Origin of the sequence: Scandinavium sp. M-37 (assembly GCF_043558715.1) — a bacterium.
Lineage (GTDB): Bacteria > Pseudomonadota > Gammaproteobacteria > Enterobacterales > Enterobacteriaceae > Scandinavium > Scandinavium vulneris_A.
Window position 1 is genome coordinate 1 of sequence record NZ_JBIGIN010000021.1, and the last position, 13,292, is coordinate 13,292.

A 13,292-nucleotide genomic window follows, 5' to 3' on the forward strand; every position below is an offset into this window, starting at 1 on the left:
TCTGATAAATTGTTAAAGAGCAGTGAGTTACGCGCTTTCGCTTGCTAACTCGAGGTGGCGTATATTACGCTTTCCTCATTCAGAGTCAAGCAATTATTTTCGCTTTTCTCTGTCAGAATTTCCGGAGAAACCCTGCTGACCCGGCGGCTTGCTTGCCGTTGTTCCGTGTCAGTGGAGGCGCATTATAGGGAGTTATTCTGAGACGGCAAGTCTAAATTCAAAAAAACTTTCCGACCGCTCAATTTCCAGGCGCCATGCCGTTTTTTACGCCTATTTGCGTACAAGTTGAGCGATTTCACGAGCAAAATGAGCGACTTGCTGCCAGTCGGTATACACCACTTCTTTACGCGTATCGGTTTCACCCCCTGTCATCTTCATAATCAGGCGGATCATCATTCGGTCATACCAACTATAACGTGGGTAACGCAGCGCCCCGGCAAACACCGCGCAGAGATCGGGAGCCCACGGAGAACCGAGTAAGAACTTACGGGTATAGCTGTTGGTCTGCGGGGTACGCTTCTCAGGTTTACGCGCTACGAGGTTCACGGAATAGAATGCGCTTGGTAGCTGCGCCAGAGAGTGCTGATGCTTTTTCACAAAGCTATCCAGTGCCGCATGGAAATGGCCGTAACGTATAGAGGCGCCGATCACCACGCCGTCATACGCGGACCAGTCGATATTGTCGGCCCGGTGCAGGTTAACGATGTCTGCATCGAAGGCCAGCTCTTTCAGTTCAGTCGCCAGTGACGCGGCAATCTCACGCGTTTGCCCATCCCGGGTGGAGAAGAGAATCAATATTTTCACAAACGCTCCTGTTATTCGCGCCAGAAAGTCGGTGTAAAGAGCACCAACAGAGTGAAGACTTCCAGACGACCAAACAGCATGTTGGCGATCAGGATCCATTTAGCCACCGGGTTCATACTGGCAAAGTTATCCGCCACGACACCCAGGCCCGGGCCGAGATTGTTCAGCGTGGCGACGACGGACGCAAAGGCCGAGAAATCATCCACGCCGGTGGCAATAATCGCCAGCATACTGACGATGAACACCAGCGCATAGGCGGAGAAGAATCCCCACACCGCTTCGAGAATACGTTCCGGCAGCGCACGGTTGCCCAGCTTGATGCTATATACCGCATTCGGATGCACCAGACGTTTGAGTTCGCGGTTCCCCTGTTTAAACAACAGCAAGATACGAATCACCTTCAGGCCACCGCCGGTTGACCCCGCACAGCCACCGATAAAGGCAGAGCACAGTAACAGCACCGGCAGGAACAGTGGCCAGCGCGCAATGCTGTCGGTCGTAAAGCCTGCCGTGGTCGCCATCGATACCACCTGGAAGAAGGCCTGGTTGAGGGTCGTGACCGCCGAGGCGTAAACATTGTGCAGTAACAGCACCAGCGTACAGATAACCACCAACGTCAGCTGCACGCCGATAAACATGCGGAATTCCGGATCACGCCAGTACACCTTCATATTGCGACCGCTTAATAAAGAGAAGTGCAGACCGTAGTTACAGCCTGAGATAAGCAGGAAGATAGCAATAATGGTGTTGATGGTCGGGCTGTCGAAATACCCCACGCTGGCGTCATGGGTAGAAAAACCGCCGATAGCAATGGTTGAGAAGCTATGCCCAATGGCATCGAAAGCAGGCATTCCGGCAAACCATAGCGCCAGTGCGCAGGCGACGGTCAACAACACATAAATAAGCCACAGCGTTTTGGCCGTTTCGGCAATTCGTGGCCGCATCTTGTTATCCTTCAGCGGCCCCGGCATTTCCGCACGATACAGCTGCATCCCGCCCACGCCAAGGATTGGCAGGATAGCGACCGCCAGTACGATTATCCCCATCCCGCCGAACCATTGCAGCATCTGACGATAAAAGAGGATGGCATGCGGTAAAGAGTCGAGCCCCACCAGCGTGGTTGCGCCCGTGGTGGTCAGCCCTGAGAAAGATTCAAAGAAGGCGTCAGTAATGGTCAGGTTCGGCTGTTCCGAGAAGATGAACGGCAGCGCACCCACGCTCCCCAGCACGGTCCAGAACAGCACGACAATCAGAAACCCCTCGCGGGATTTCAGTTCGCCCTTTTGTTTACGGTTCGGCCACCACAGCAGGGAGCCAATCGCCAGCGCCACAAAAAAGGTCTGAGTAAATGCCCGCCCAGCCCCGTCCCGGTAGATCAATGCCACCAGCCCAGGAACGATCATCGTCCCCGAAAACAGAATAACCAGCAGTCCAACGATTCGGGTAATGGCGCGAAAATGCATCTCTGCCGCTTCCTTTGATAAGCAAAAAAGTAGACCGGGGATTATTCGCCAATCGGGCGCAATTGCAACGCGCCGCGGCTAAAATCCGCCAGTCTTGTCGAAAAAGCCGCCAGTTCGGCCTGCGGAAGCGCCACCCGAAGATGCACATCGGCCTGATAATCACTGCTGACAACTTTACCGGAAAATTGCGCCAGCAGGGATTCGACACCGGCCAGCAGTCCGTACTCGCACTGCAAAGTATATTCGGTCAACGGCGTCTTGCGCTGCGTCGTGAGTTCTGCCAAGGCCTGGTGCACTCCGCCACCGTAGGCTTTCACCAGGCCACCCGTGCCCAGCAAAATACCGCCGTAGTAGCGCACCACCACGGCGGTTATTTCCCCGACGCCACTGCCCATCAACTGGGCGAGCATCGGTTTACCTGCCGTACCCGCCGGTTCACCGTCATCGGAGAAACCCAGCTGTTGCGAGTCGTTGGGCGGCCCGGCAACCCACGCCACGCAATGGTGACGCGCATCCGGGTGTTCCGCCCTGACCGATTCGACAAACGCTTTCGCCGCTTCCACGCCCTCAGTATGGGCGAGTAAGGTAATGAAGCGGCTCTTTTTGATTTCGTCGACCACGGTCACCGGCGCGGCCGGGATCAGCCAACTGTCCATCAGGCCAGCTTCAGATCCCGGGTCATGTTTTCGATGCTGTTTTCGTGGAGCACTACGTTATCTTCGATGCGGATCCCCCCAAACGGCTTCATGGCATCAATCTTCTGCCAGTTGAAATGCTTGCTGAATTGCCCTTCACGCCACGGCGCCAGCAGCGACTCAATAAAGTAGATCCCCGGTTCGATGGTCAACACCATGCGCGGTTGCAGAATACGGGTACAACGCAGGTAAGGGTATTTCGACGGTGCGGCAAGGTGCGTACCTTTATCGTCCTGCATGAAGCCCGCCACGTCGTGAACCTGCAGGCCCAGTGGATGCCCAATCCCGTGCGGCATAAACGGCCCGGTAATATCGTTATCCACCATCGCCTCTTCGCTCATATCGGTAATCAGCTGATGCTTACGCAGCAGTTTGGCGATGCGTTGATGGAACTGGATGTGATAGTCAACGTAGCTCACGCCTGTTTTCAACGTGTCGATAAGCGCCAGCTGCTCGGTATTGACGTCTTTAATCAGCTGCGCAAACTCGGTATCGGCGTTCCCGGCCCAGGTGCGGGTCAGGTCAGCGGCATAACCGTTATACTCAGCGCCCGCATCCAACAGGAAGCTGCGCATTTCAGACGGCGCGCGATGATCCAGTTTGGTGTAGTGCAGCACTGACGCATGCTCGTTGAGCGCCACGATGTTGCTGTAAGGCACGTCAGTATCACGATGACCGGTGGCGGTCAGATACGCGAGGTTAATGTCGAACTCGCTCATCCCGGACAGGAACGCTTCATGCGCCGCCTGATGGCCATTCACCGCCATTTTCTGCGCTTCGCGCATACAGGAGAGTTCGTAATCGGTTTTATAAGAGCGATAGTAATGCAGGTAATCAATCACCCCTTTCGGGTTAATGTTGGCGGCAGTAATATCCAGCCCCAGCGCGCGTTCAGCCACTGGGCCAATGTAGGCGATGTTGCCGCGAGCCGCAGGCAGCTGACTGCCTATACCGTCAGCTTTTGGCAGCGCAATAACCTCTACGTCTTCAGTCCAGAAGGAAGATGGCAGCGGCTCAACGTTATGCCAGTAATCCACCGGCAGATAGAACCACAGCTTCGGTTTATTAACGCCATCCACCAGCAGCCAACAGTTTGGCACCTGCGTCACCGGCACCCAGGCCTTAAATTGCGGGTTCACTTTGAACGGGTAAGGATGATCGTCGAGGAAGACGTTAACCAGCTCGCCAGAGTGAATTAACAGCGCGTCGAGCTTAAAGCGGTCCAGTACGTCACGCGTGCGTTCCTGCAACGTAGCAATATGATTTTTATAGAGTGTGGCCAGTGAATCCATGTTTTACCCTTCTCTGTTTTTGCCCTAATTCCCCGCATCTTAGCACATCGGTTTAGCACTGCGTGATTTCTGCCGAGCGTGATCCAGACGTCATTTTCTTAAAGAGTAATTTGCAATTTATTAACATAAAATCCACACTCCGTCTCATCTGGTAAGACCAGTAACCGTACTGGATTCAGGAGACTGACATGCTTTACAAAGGCGACACCCTGTACCTCGACTGGCTGGAAGATGGCATTGCCGAACTGGTGTTCGATGCCCCCGGCTCGGTCAACAAGCTCGATACCGCAACCGTAGCCAGCCTCGGCCAGGCGTTGGACGTTCTCGAAAAACAGCCAGGCCTTAAAGGCTTACTGCTGCGTTCTGAAAAAGCGGCATTTATCGTCGGCGCGGACATCACTGAATTCCTCTCCCTGTTCCAGGTGCCACCGGAACAGCTCAGCCAATGGCTGCACTTTGCGAACAGCGTGTTCTGTCGTCTGGAAGACCTGCCGGTCCCGACGATTTCTGCCGTCAATGGCTACGCGCTGGGTGGCGGTTGCGAATGCGTGCTGGCGACCGATTACCGTCTGGCGACGCCGGATCTGCGGATCGGCCTGCCGGAAACCAAACTCGGGATCATGCCGGGCTTTGGCGGCTCAGTTCGTTTGCCACGCCTGCTCGGGGCTGATAGCGCCCTGGAAATCATCGCCGCTGGCAAAGACGTGGGCGCGGACGAAGCGCTCAAAATCGGCCTGGTCGATGGCATTGTGAAAGCGGAAAAACTGCGTGAAGGCGCGATTACCGTCCTGCGTCAGGCGATTAACGGCGATCTGGACTGGAAAGCCAAACGTCAGCCGAAGCTTGAGCCACTGAAACTCAGTAAAATTGAAGCCACCATGAGTTTCACTATCGCCAAAGGCATGGTGATGCAGACGGCGGGCAAACACTATCCAGCCCCGATCACTGCGGTGAAAACCATTGAAGCCGCGGCCCGCTTAGGCCGTGACCAGGCCCTGGTGCTTGAGAATCAAAGTTTTGTTCCGCTGGCACACTCGAATGAAGCCCGCGCGCTGGTCGGCATATTCCTTAACGACCAGTTCGTCAAAGGTCAGGCCAAGAAGCTGACCAAAAATGTCGAGACCCCAAAACAGGCCGCCGTACTCGGGGCCGGGATCATGGGGGGCGGCATTGCTTACCAGTCAGCCTGGAAAGGCGTGCCGGTTATCATGAAGGATATCAACGACAAATCGTTGACCCTCGGGATGAACGAAGCTGCCAAGCTGCTGAATAAACAGCTGGAACGCGGAAAAATCAACGGTCTGAAGCTGGCCAGCATCATCTCAACGATTCATCCCACTCTCGATTACGCCGGATTTGAACGCGTCGATGTCGTCGTCGAAGCGGTTGTAGAAAACCCGAAAGTGAAGAAAGCCGTTCTCGCTGAGACCGAAGACAGAGTGCGCCCGGACACGGTACTGGCGTCAAACACCTCGACCATTCCGATTGGCGAACTGGCCAGCGTCCTCAAGCGTCCGGAAAACTTCTGCGGGATGCACTTCTTTAACCCGGTGCACCGTATGCCGCTGGTTGAGGTTATCCGCGGGGAGAAAACTTCAGAAGACACCATCGCCAAAGTGGTCGCGTGGGCCAGCAAAATGGGCAAAACGCCGATCGTGGTGAATGACTGCCCAGGCTTCTTCGTCAACCGCGTGCTGTTCCCTTACTTTGCCGGGTTCAGCCAGCTGCTGCGCGACGGGGCCGACTTCCACAAAGTCGACAAAGTGATGGAAAAAGTATTCGGCTGGCCAATGGGCCCGGCCTATCTGCTGGACGTGGTTGGCATCGATACCGCGCATCACGCGCAGGCCGTGATGGCTGCTGGCTTCCCACAGCGGATGCAGAAAGATTACCGCGATGCGATTGATACCCTGTTCGAAGCCAGCCGCTACGGCCAGAAAAATGGCCTCGGTTTCTGGTGTTATAAAGAAGACAGCAAGGGCAAGCCGAAGAAAGAGGAAGATCCTGCGGTTGAAGCGCTGCTGGCGGACGTCAGTCAGGCCAAACGTGAATTCAGCGACGAAGACATTATCGCCCGCATGATGATCCCGATGGTCAACGAAGTGGTGCGTTGCCTGGAAGAAGGCATTATCGCAAGCCCAGCGGAAGCAGACATGGCGCTGGTGTACGGTCTCGGTTTCCCTCCGTTCCACGGCGGCGCGTTCCGCTGGCTGGATACGCTCGGCAGCGCGAAGTACCTCGACATGGCGCAGCAGTATCAGCATCTCGGCCCGCTGTACGACGTGCCGGAAGGCCTGCGCAACAAAGCGCGCCACAATGAAGCATATTATCCACCGGTTGAACCTGCCCGTCCGGTGGGTGAGCTGAAAACGGCTTAAGGAGTCACAATGGAACAGGTTGTCATTGTCGATGCAATTCGTACCCCGATGGGCCGTTCAAAAGGCGGCGCATTCCGTAACGTACGGGCGGAAGACCTCTCCGCCCATCTGATGCGTAGCCTGCTGGCACGTAACCCGGCGTTGGATCCTGCGGCGCTGGACGATATTTACTGGGGCTGCGTGCAGCAGACGCTGGAGCAAGGCTTCAACATTGCGCGAAACGCGTCACTGCTGGCTGAAATTCCGCACTCCGTTCCGGCGGTCACCGTCAACCGTCTGTGTGGTTCTTCCATGCAGGCGCTGCACGACGCGGCTCGCATGATCATGACCGGCGACGCACAGGCGTGTTTGGTTGGCGGCGTGGAGCACATGGGCCACGTGCCGATGAGCCACGGCGTGGATTTCCATCCGGGCATGAGCCGTAACGTGGCGAAAGCGGCCGGAATGATGGGCCTGACCGCAGAAATGCTGTCGCGCCTGCACGGTATCAGTCGTGAAATGCAGGATGCGTTTGCTGCCCGCTCTCACGCTCGCGCCTGGGCTGCAACGCAGTCCGGCGCGTTTAAAAGTGAAATCATCCCGACCGGCGGTCACGACGCTGACGGCGTGCTGAAGCAGTTCACCTACGACGAAGTGATCCGTCCGGAAACTACCGTCGAAGCGCTGTCTACGCTGCGTCCGGCGTTTGACCCGGTGACCGGCACCGTTACGGCGGGAACGTCATCGGCACTGTCCGACGGTGCCGCCGCCCTGCTGGTGATGAGCGAAAGCCGGGCACGTGAACTGGGTCTGAAGATCCGTGCTCGCGTGCGTTCAATGGCGGTGGTGGGCTGCGATCCGTCAATCATGGGATATGGGCCGGTTCCGGCGTCAAAACTGGCGCTGAAAAAAGCCGGGCTGTCCGCCAGCGATATCGACCTGTTTGAGATGAATGAAGCCTTTGCCGCGCAGATCCTGCCGTGCATTAAAGATCTGGGTTTGATGGAGCAGATAGACGAGAAGATCAACCTCAACGGCGGGGCGATCGCCCTCGGTCACCCGCTGGGCTGTTCCGGGGCACGTATCACCACCACGCTTATTAACCTGATGGAACGCAAAGACGCCCAGTTCGGTCTGGCGACAATGTGTATCGGTCTGGGTCAGGGTATTGCGACGGTGATTGAACGGGTCTAATCGAAGAATTAAACCCCTAAATAATTCGCGCTGCATCGCGGCGGCAACTGAGCGAATCCCCGGGAGCATAGATAACTATGTGACCGGGGTGAACGAAGGCAGCCAACAAAGAGGCAACGTGAATTATGACGGGGGAGAATTTAGTTGCCGTTTTTCCCGCCTGTCAGGGGCGGGTTTTTTATTTAAATGAACGAAAACGCATCGCCGAACAGGCGGTCTTCACGGGCATTCCGCTCATTGCAGAACAGGTCCCGGGCAATTTTCGCCATCTCAAAACGTCCAGCAATATAGATATCGTGCTCCGCCAGCGTGCCGTAATCCTGCAATACTGCCGTTAACACGGTGCCAGACCGGCCACGCCAGCCCTCTTCCGGCTGCTCAACCACAGGTTCAACGCGCAGATTCGGATGGTTCACCGACAGCGCTTCCAGCTCTGATAAATCGTACAGATGCTTCTCTTCACGCCCGCCCCAGTAAATCGCGATATCACGATTTGGGTTTTGCGCCAGCGCGGTGAGCAGAATAGAACGTACGTACGAGAAGCCTGTGCCACCCGCAATCAGCACCAGCGGGCGCTCGTTATCGTCGCGCAGCCATGCCTCGCCGTGGGGGATATCAACCACAACCTCACGCTCTTTGAGAATTCGGTCCATCACCGCCATCGCGTACAGATTCAGCTCTGACGCGCCGATATGCAGCTCAATAATGTTCTGCTCGGCAGGCGTGGACGCCATAGAGAACGGACGCTTATCACGTTCGTCCATTACCACCATCAGATACTGGCCCGCGCGGAAGGAAAAGGCCGCTTCCGGTTCTAAACGAACGCGGTATACCGTGTCGGTAATGGCATCTACCGAAGTGACTTTACAGCTTAAGGTTGTCATGCGCTCCCTCTGTCGGGTCTATTCTCGTCATTAAAGATAGCCAGCTCATCCCAAATGGCGTCAACTCGCGCCGTCACTTCGGGATCTTTCTTGATTGGACGTCCCCACTCACGTTGGGTTTCGCCAGGCCATTTATTCGTGGCATCCAGCCCCATTTTCGAGCCTAAACCGGAAACCGGCGAGGCGAAGTCCAGATAATCTATCGGCGTATTTTCGACCAGCACCGTATCACGGGCGGGATCCATACGCGTGGTAATCGCCCAGATAACGTCGTTCCAGTCACGGGCGTTCACGTCGTCATCGCAGACAATCACAAATTTGGTGTACATAAACTGGCGCAGGAAAGACCACACGCCCATCATTACCCGCTTGGCATGGCCGGCGTACTGCTTTTTCATCGTCACCACGGCGAGGCGATAAGAACACCCTTCCGGCGGCAGATAAAAATCAACAATTTCCGGGAACTGCTTCTGCAGAATAGGCACAAACACTTCGTTCAGCGCCACGCCCAGCACCGCCGGTTCATCCGGTGGACGGCCAGTATAAGTGGAATGATAAATCGCATCTTCACGCTGGGTCACATGGGTGACGGTAAAGACCGGGAAGCTGTCCACTTCATTGTAGTAACCGGTGTGATCGCCGTACGGCCCTTCCGGTGCCATCTCGCCGGCTTCGATATACCCTTCAAGCACGATTTCCGCGCTGGCTGGCACTTCGAGGTCGTTCGACAAGCATTTAACCACTTCGGTTTTGGTGCCGCGCAACAGCCCGGCAAACGCATATTCTGACAGGGTATCAGGCACCGGCGTCACCGCCGCAAGAATGGTGGCCGGGTCAGCGCCCAGCGCCACGGAGACCGGGAAACGTTCGCCCGGATGCGCCGCACACCACTCCTGGAAATCAAGCGCGCCGCCGCGATGCGACAGCCAACGCATAATCAATTTGTTTTTGCCTATAAGCTGCTGACGATAAATACCAAGATTCTGCCGTTCTTTATGCGGCCCCCGCGTCACTGTCAAACCCCAGGTGATCAGCGGGGCGGCATCTTCCGGCCAGCAGGTCATGATCGGAATGCGGTTCAAATCAACGTCATCACCCTGGGTGACTTTTTGCTGACACGGCGCGCCACGCAGGCGTTTGGTCGGCATGTTCAGCACTTGTTTGAACTGTGGCAGCTTATCAAACAAATCGCGGAACCCTTTTGGCGGTTCCGGCTCTTTCAGGAACGCCAGCAGTTTCCCCACGTCACGCAGTGCGCTCACGTCTTCCTGTCCCATCCCCATAGCCACGCGCTTCGGCGTGCCGAACAGGTTGCACAACACCGGCATGTCGAATCCTTTAGGATTTTCAAACAGCAGCGCCGGGCCACCCGCACGCAAGGTGCGATCGGCAATCTCGGTGATTTCCAGATGGGGGTCGACTGGCAGAGAGATGCGTTTCAGCTCGCCCTGTTGTTCCAGTTGTGTCAGAAAGTCGCGCAAATCATGGTATTTCATGGGGTCAGTCATGGCCTCTTCGTAAGGGCCTCATTATACGGCCTTCAGACGCGGGATGCTGTAATTTTGTTAAATTAGGGTGAAGGTAGAGATGCCCTGCCCGGGCACAAAGCCTTTCGCTATCACGCCTGGCTTTTGTTATGCTTTCATCAGAATTAAGAGAAAGAGTCATTATGCAAGCCTGGTATTTACTGTACTGCAAACGTGGGCAACTTCAGCGCGCCCAGGAACATCTTGAACGCCAGGCGGTGAATTGCCTGATGCCCACTATTGCGCTGGAAAAAATCATCCGCGGCAAGCGCACGACCGTGGATGAACCGCTGTTCCCCAACTATCTGTTCGTGGAGTTTGACCCGGAGGTTATTCACACCACGACCATTAACGCCACCCGCGGCGTCAGCCATTTCGTCCGCTTTGGCATGCAGCCCGCGATGGTGCCGTCCAACGTGATTCACCAGCTCTCTATCCACACCCCGGAAGGCATAACCGATCCCGACACGCCCTACGCCGGCGATGACGTGGTGATCACCGAAGGGGCGTTCGAAGGGTTACAGGCCATATTTACCGAACCCGACGGCGAAGCACGTTCCATGCTGCTGCTGAATCTGTTGAACAAGCAGGTTTTACAGAGTGTGAAAAACACCGATTTCCGCAAAGTCTGACGTCAAAAATCTATCCCAAACACCTTTTTCACATTCCTGTCGGTCATGTCTGACAGCGCCTGTACGTCTTCGCCACGCCAGTGCGCAATACGCTGCAAAATGTGAGGTAAATGGGCCGGTTCATTGCGCCGCGAAGACGGTTTGGGTGACAAATCGCGCGGCAGCAGCCACGGCGCATCGGTCTCGATCAGCAGGCGCTCCGCCGGAATAAACGGCAGCAAGTCGCGCAGCTCTAACCCGCGACGCTCATCGCACACCCATCCGGTAATGCCGATATACAGCCCGTGCGCCAGGCACTCCTGAAGTTCTTCCCACGTGCCGGTAAAACAGTGCAGCACGGCACCCGGCAGCTTATCGAGCCACGGCGTTAACAATGCGATAAAGCGTTCATGCGCCTCGCGACAGTGCAGGAAAACGGGCATCTTCAACTCAGCGGCCAATGCCAGTTGCGCGCTGAAGGCGGTTTCCTGTTCCTGCGGGGTGGAGAAATTGCGATTAAAGTCGAGCCCACATTCACCTACCGCGACCACGCCAGGCATCTGCGCCAGGCGACGGAGAGTGTCAGCCACTTCCGGTGTCCACCGGCTGCTGTCGTGAGGATGGACCCCCGCCGTGGACCAACAGTTTTTATAGCGCTGCGTCAGCTGCTGTGCCGCGTCGCTCTCTTCCGGATTGGTGCCGGTTATCAGCATTCCTTTCAGCCCAGTAGCAAACGCGCGTTCCACAACCTCATCACGGTCGCGGGAAAACTGAGAACTGGTCAGATTAACGCCAATATCAAACATGGTGCCTCCCATACGACAACCGCCCTTTCGGGCGGCTGTTTATTCTTTTCAACGACTAATTATTCTTCTTTCCCGGCGGCTTCTTCTTCCGCTGCGGCGTCTTCATCTCGCGACAGCCGTTTGCCGGTATAGAACCGGGCGAAGAACACCCCGACTTCAAACAGGCAATACATTGGAATGGCGAGCAGCGTTTGTGAGAACACGTCCGGCGGGGTTAACAGCATCCCGACCACGAACGCTCCCACCAAAACGTATGGGCGCTTCTTACGCAGGTCATCCGGAGTTGTCACGCCTACCCAGCACAACAGCACGATGGCAACCGGCACTTCAAACGACACGCCGAAGGCCATAAACAGCGCCATCACGAAATCGAGATAACTGCGGATGTCCGTCGATACCTGCACGCCAATCGGCGCGGTATGGGTCAGGAAGCCAAACGCTAACGGGAACACCACAAAGTAGGCAAACGCCATGCCGATGTAGAACAGCAGCGTACTGGATACCAGCAGCGGCACCACCAGACGACGCTCATGTTTGTATAGCGCCGGGGCAATGAACGCCCAGACTTGATGAAGGATAACCGGTGCCGAGAGGATCACCGAGACCATAAAGGTCAGCTTGATCGGCGTGAAAAACGGCGATGCCACATCGGTCGCAATCATCGTTGCGCCAGCGGGCATCTGCTTGATCAGCGGCGAGGCCACCAGTTGATAAATGTCGTTGGCGAAATACACCAACGCCAGAAAAATTGCGAATACCGCGATAATGCAATTGATTAGGCGCTTACGCAGCTCAATCAAATGCGAGATCAGCGGTTGAGTCTCTTCTACGCCCATGATTACGGTTTATCGCTGTTTGCAGGGGAAGGGGAGGAAGCCGGTGCGGCAGTTGGCGCGGTAACTTTCGCTGTAGAAACGTCGGTTTCCGGGGCGTGCTCGATGGGTTCTTCCGTCACGTCCGTTACGTCGGGTGCCTGAGCTTCCGCACTGGCGTGATGCTCAGGCGTCACCGGCGTCACGCCCTCGCGCTGCGCTTCGCTGCCCTTCACCACCGGGTTATGGATGGTGTTGGCTTCATCGCTGGCGCGTTCAGGATCGGCCTGGGTATAAGAGCGTTTCATGGATTCCGCCGCTTCACGCAGCTCGTCCATTGACTCCTTCAGCTCCGGCGACAGGTTGCCGAGACTCGCCTTTTCCACCTTCTTCAGGCTGTCCTGAAACTCCTGGAGCTTCAGCTCCTGAGCCAGTTCGTTTTGTACGGTGGTTGCCAGCGAACGGATCGCCCGTATCCAGCCAGCCACCGTTTTCACTGCCACCGGCAGCCGTTTTGGCCCGAGGACAATCAGGCCAATAACGAAAACCAGGATCAGTTCACTGAAACCAATGTCGAACACGAATTACACCTGCTCTTTATCGTGGCGTTTTGCATCGTCTTTGCTGGAATCACCCGGCTTTTCAGACAGTGATTTCGCAGGGAAATCAGCGTCTTCAGCGGAAGGCTCTTTCTTTTCCTGTTTGTCGTCTTCATCACCCATGGCTTTTTTAAAGCCCTTGATAGACGCACCCAGGTCAGATCCCAATGAGCTCAGCTTTTTCGTCCCGAAAAGCAGAACCACGATAACGACGACAATCAACAACTGCCAAATACTGATACCACCCAT

Annotated in this window: 13 protein-coding genes; 3 read left to right on the top strand and 10 right to left on the bottom strand. The window is 55.9% G+C overall.

Going from position 1 to position 13,292, the window contains the following annotated elements; translation table 11 throughout:
• Window positions 1-270: 270 nt before the first annotated feature.
• From hemG to pepQ, 4 genes are read right to left on the bottom strand one after another with little or no spacing between them, the layout of a single operon-like run.
• Window positions 271-804, bottom strand: a complete 534-nt coding sequence (hemG, locus tag ACG0Z5_RS15455) for a menaquinone-dependent protoporphyrinogen IX dehydrogenase (RefSeq protein ID WP_394448841.1) — start codon at window positions 802-804, stop codon at window positions 271-273.
• Window positions 805-815: 11 nt separating this feature from the next.
• Window positions 816-2,267, bottom strand: coding sequence for a Trk system potassium transporter TrkH (gene trkH, locus ACG0Z5_RS15460; protein ID WP_394448845.1), 1,452 nt, complete (start codon window positions 2,265-2,267; stop codon window positions 816-818).
• Window positions 2,268-2,308: 41 nt separating this feature from the next.
• Complete coding sequence (locus ACG0Z5_RS15465) at window positions 2,309-2,923, bottom strand: IMPACT family protein (RefSeq protein ID WP_394448848.1); 615 nt, start codon at window positions 2,921-2,923, stop codon at window positions 2,309-2,311.
• Window positions 2,923-4,254 carry a Xaa-Pro dipeptidase gene (pepQ, locus tag ACG0Z5_RS15470; protein WP_394448851.1) on the bottom strand — a complete coding sequence of 444 codons (1,332 nt, stop codon included), beginning with the start codon at window positions 4,252-4,254 and terminating at the stop codon, window positions 2,923-2,925. The genes ACG0Z5_RS15465 and pepQ overlap by 1 nt, the downstream gene beginning before the upstream one ends.
• 188 nt (window positions 4,255-4,442) lie before the next feature.
• Here pepQ and fadB point away from each other — a divergent pair, with 188 nt between their 5' ends.
• A complete protein-coding gene (gene fadB / locus ACG0Z5_RS15475) occupies window positions 4,443-6,632 on the top strand; it encodes a fatty acid oxidation complex subunit alpha FadB (protein ID WP_394448853.1) in 2,190 nt (729 codons plus the stop codon).
• 9 nt (window positions 6,633-6,641) lie between these two features.
• Complete coding sequence (fadA, locus tag ACG0Z5_RS15480; protein ID WP_394448855.1) at window positions 6,642-7,805, top strand: acetyl-CoA C-acyltransferase FadA; 1,164 nt, start codon at window positions 6,642-6,644, stop codon at window positions 7,803-7,805.
• 182 nt (window positions 7,806-7,987) lie between these two features.
• Here the strand turns inward: fadA and fre are convergent, their stop codons facing one another.
• Both fre and ubiD read right to left on the bottom strand, forming a co-directional pair.
• Window positions 7,988-8,689 carry an NAD(P)H-flavin reductase gene (gene fre / locus ACG0Z5_RS15485; RefSeq protein ID WP_319629648.1) on the bottom strand — a complete coding sequence of 234 codons (702 nt, stop codon included), beginning with the start codon at window positions 8,687-8,689 and terminating at the stop codon, window positions 7,988-7,990.
• Entirely contained in the window at window positions 8,686-10,185 is a 1,500-nt protein-coding gene (ubiD, locus tag ACG0Z5_RS15490) for a 4-hydroxy-3-polyprenylbenzoate decarboxylase (RefSeq protein WP_394449006.1), read from the bottom strand. Before ubiD ends, fre begins: the two co-directional genes overlap by 4 nt.
• A gap of 173 nt (window positions 10,186-10,358) precedes the next feature.
• Between ubiD and rfaH the strand changes: the two genes are divergently transcribed.
• A complete protein-coding gene (rfaH, locus tag ACG0Z5_RS15495; RefSeq protein ID WP_394448857.1) occupies window positions 10,359-10,847 on the top strand; it encodes a transcription/translation regulatory transformer protein RfaH in 489 nt (162 codons plus the stop codon).
• 2 nt (window positions 10,848-10,849) lie between these two features.
• Here the strand turns inward: rfaH and tatD are convergent, their stop codons facing one another.
• Genes tatD through tatA form a run of 4 tightly spaced genes read right to left on the bottom strand, consistent with a single transcriptional unit; the run spans window position 10,850 to window position 13,292 of the window.
• Window positions 10,850-11,632, bottom strand: coding sequence for a 3'-5' ssDNA/RNA exonuclease TatD (gene tatD / locus ACG0Z5_RS15500; protein ID WP_394448859.1), 783 nt, complete (start codon window positions 11,630-11,632; stop codon window positions 10,850-10,852).
• Window positions 11,633-11,691: 59 nt separating this feature from the next.
• A complete protein-coding gene (gene tatC / locus ACG0Z5_RS15505) occupies window positions 11,692-12,468 on the bottom strand; it encodes a Sec-independent protein translocase subunit TatC (protein ID WP_394448861.1) in 777 nt (258 codons plus the stop codon).
• A 2-nt stretch (window positions 12,469-12,470) separates the two neighbouring features.
• A complete protein-coding gene (tatB, locus tag ACG0Z5_RS15510) occupies window positions 12,471-13,025 on the bottom strand; it encodes a Sec-independent protein translocase protein TatB (RefSeq protein WP_394448863.1) in 555 nt (184 codons plus the stop codon).
• Window positions 13,026-13,028: 3 nt separating this feature from the next.
• Window positions 13,029-13,292, bottom strand: coding sequence for a Sec-independent protein translocase subunit TatA (gene tatA / locus ACG0Z5_RS15515; RefSeq protein ID WP_394448865.1), 264 nt, complete (start codon window positions 13,290-13,292; stop codon window positions 13,029-13,031).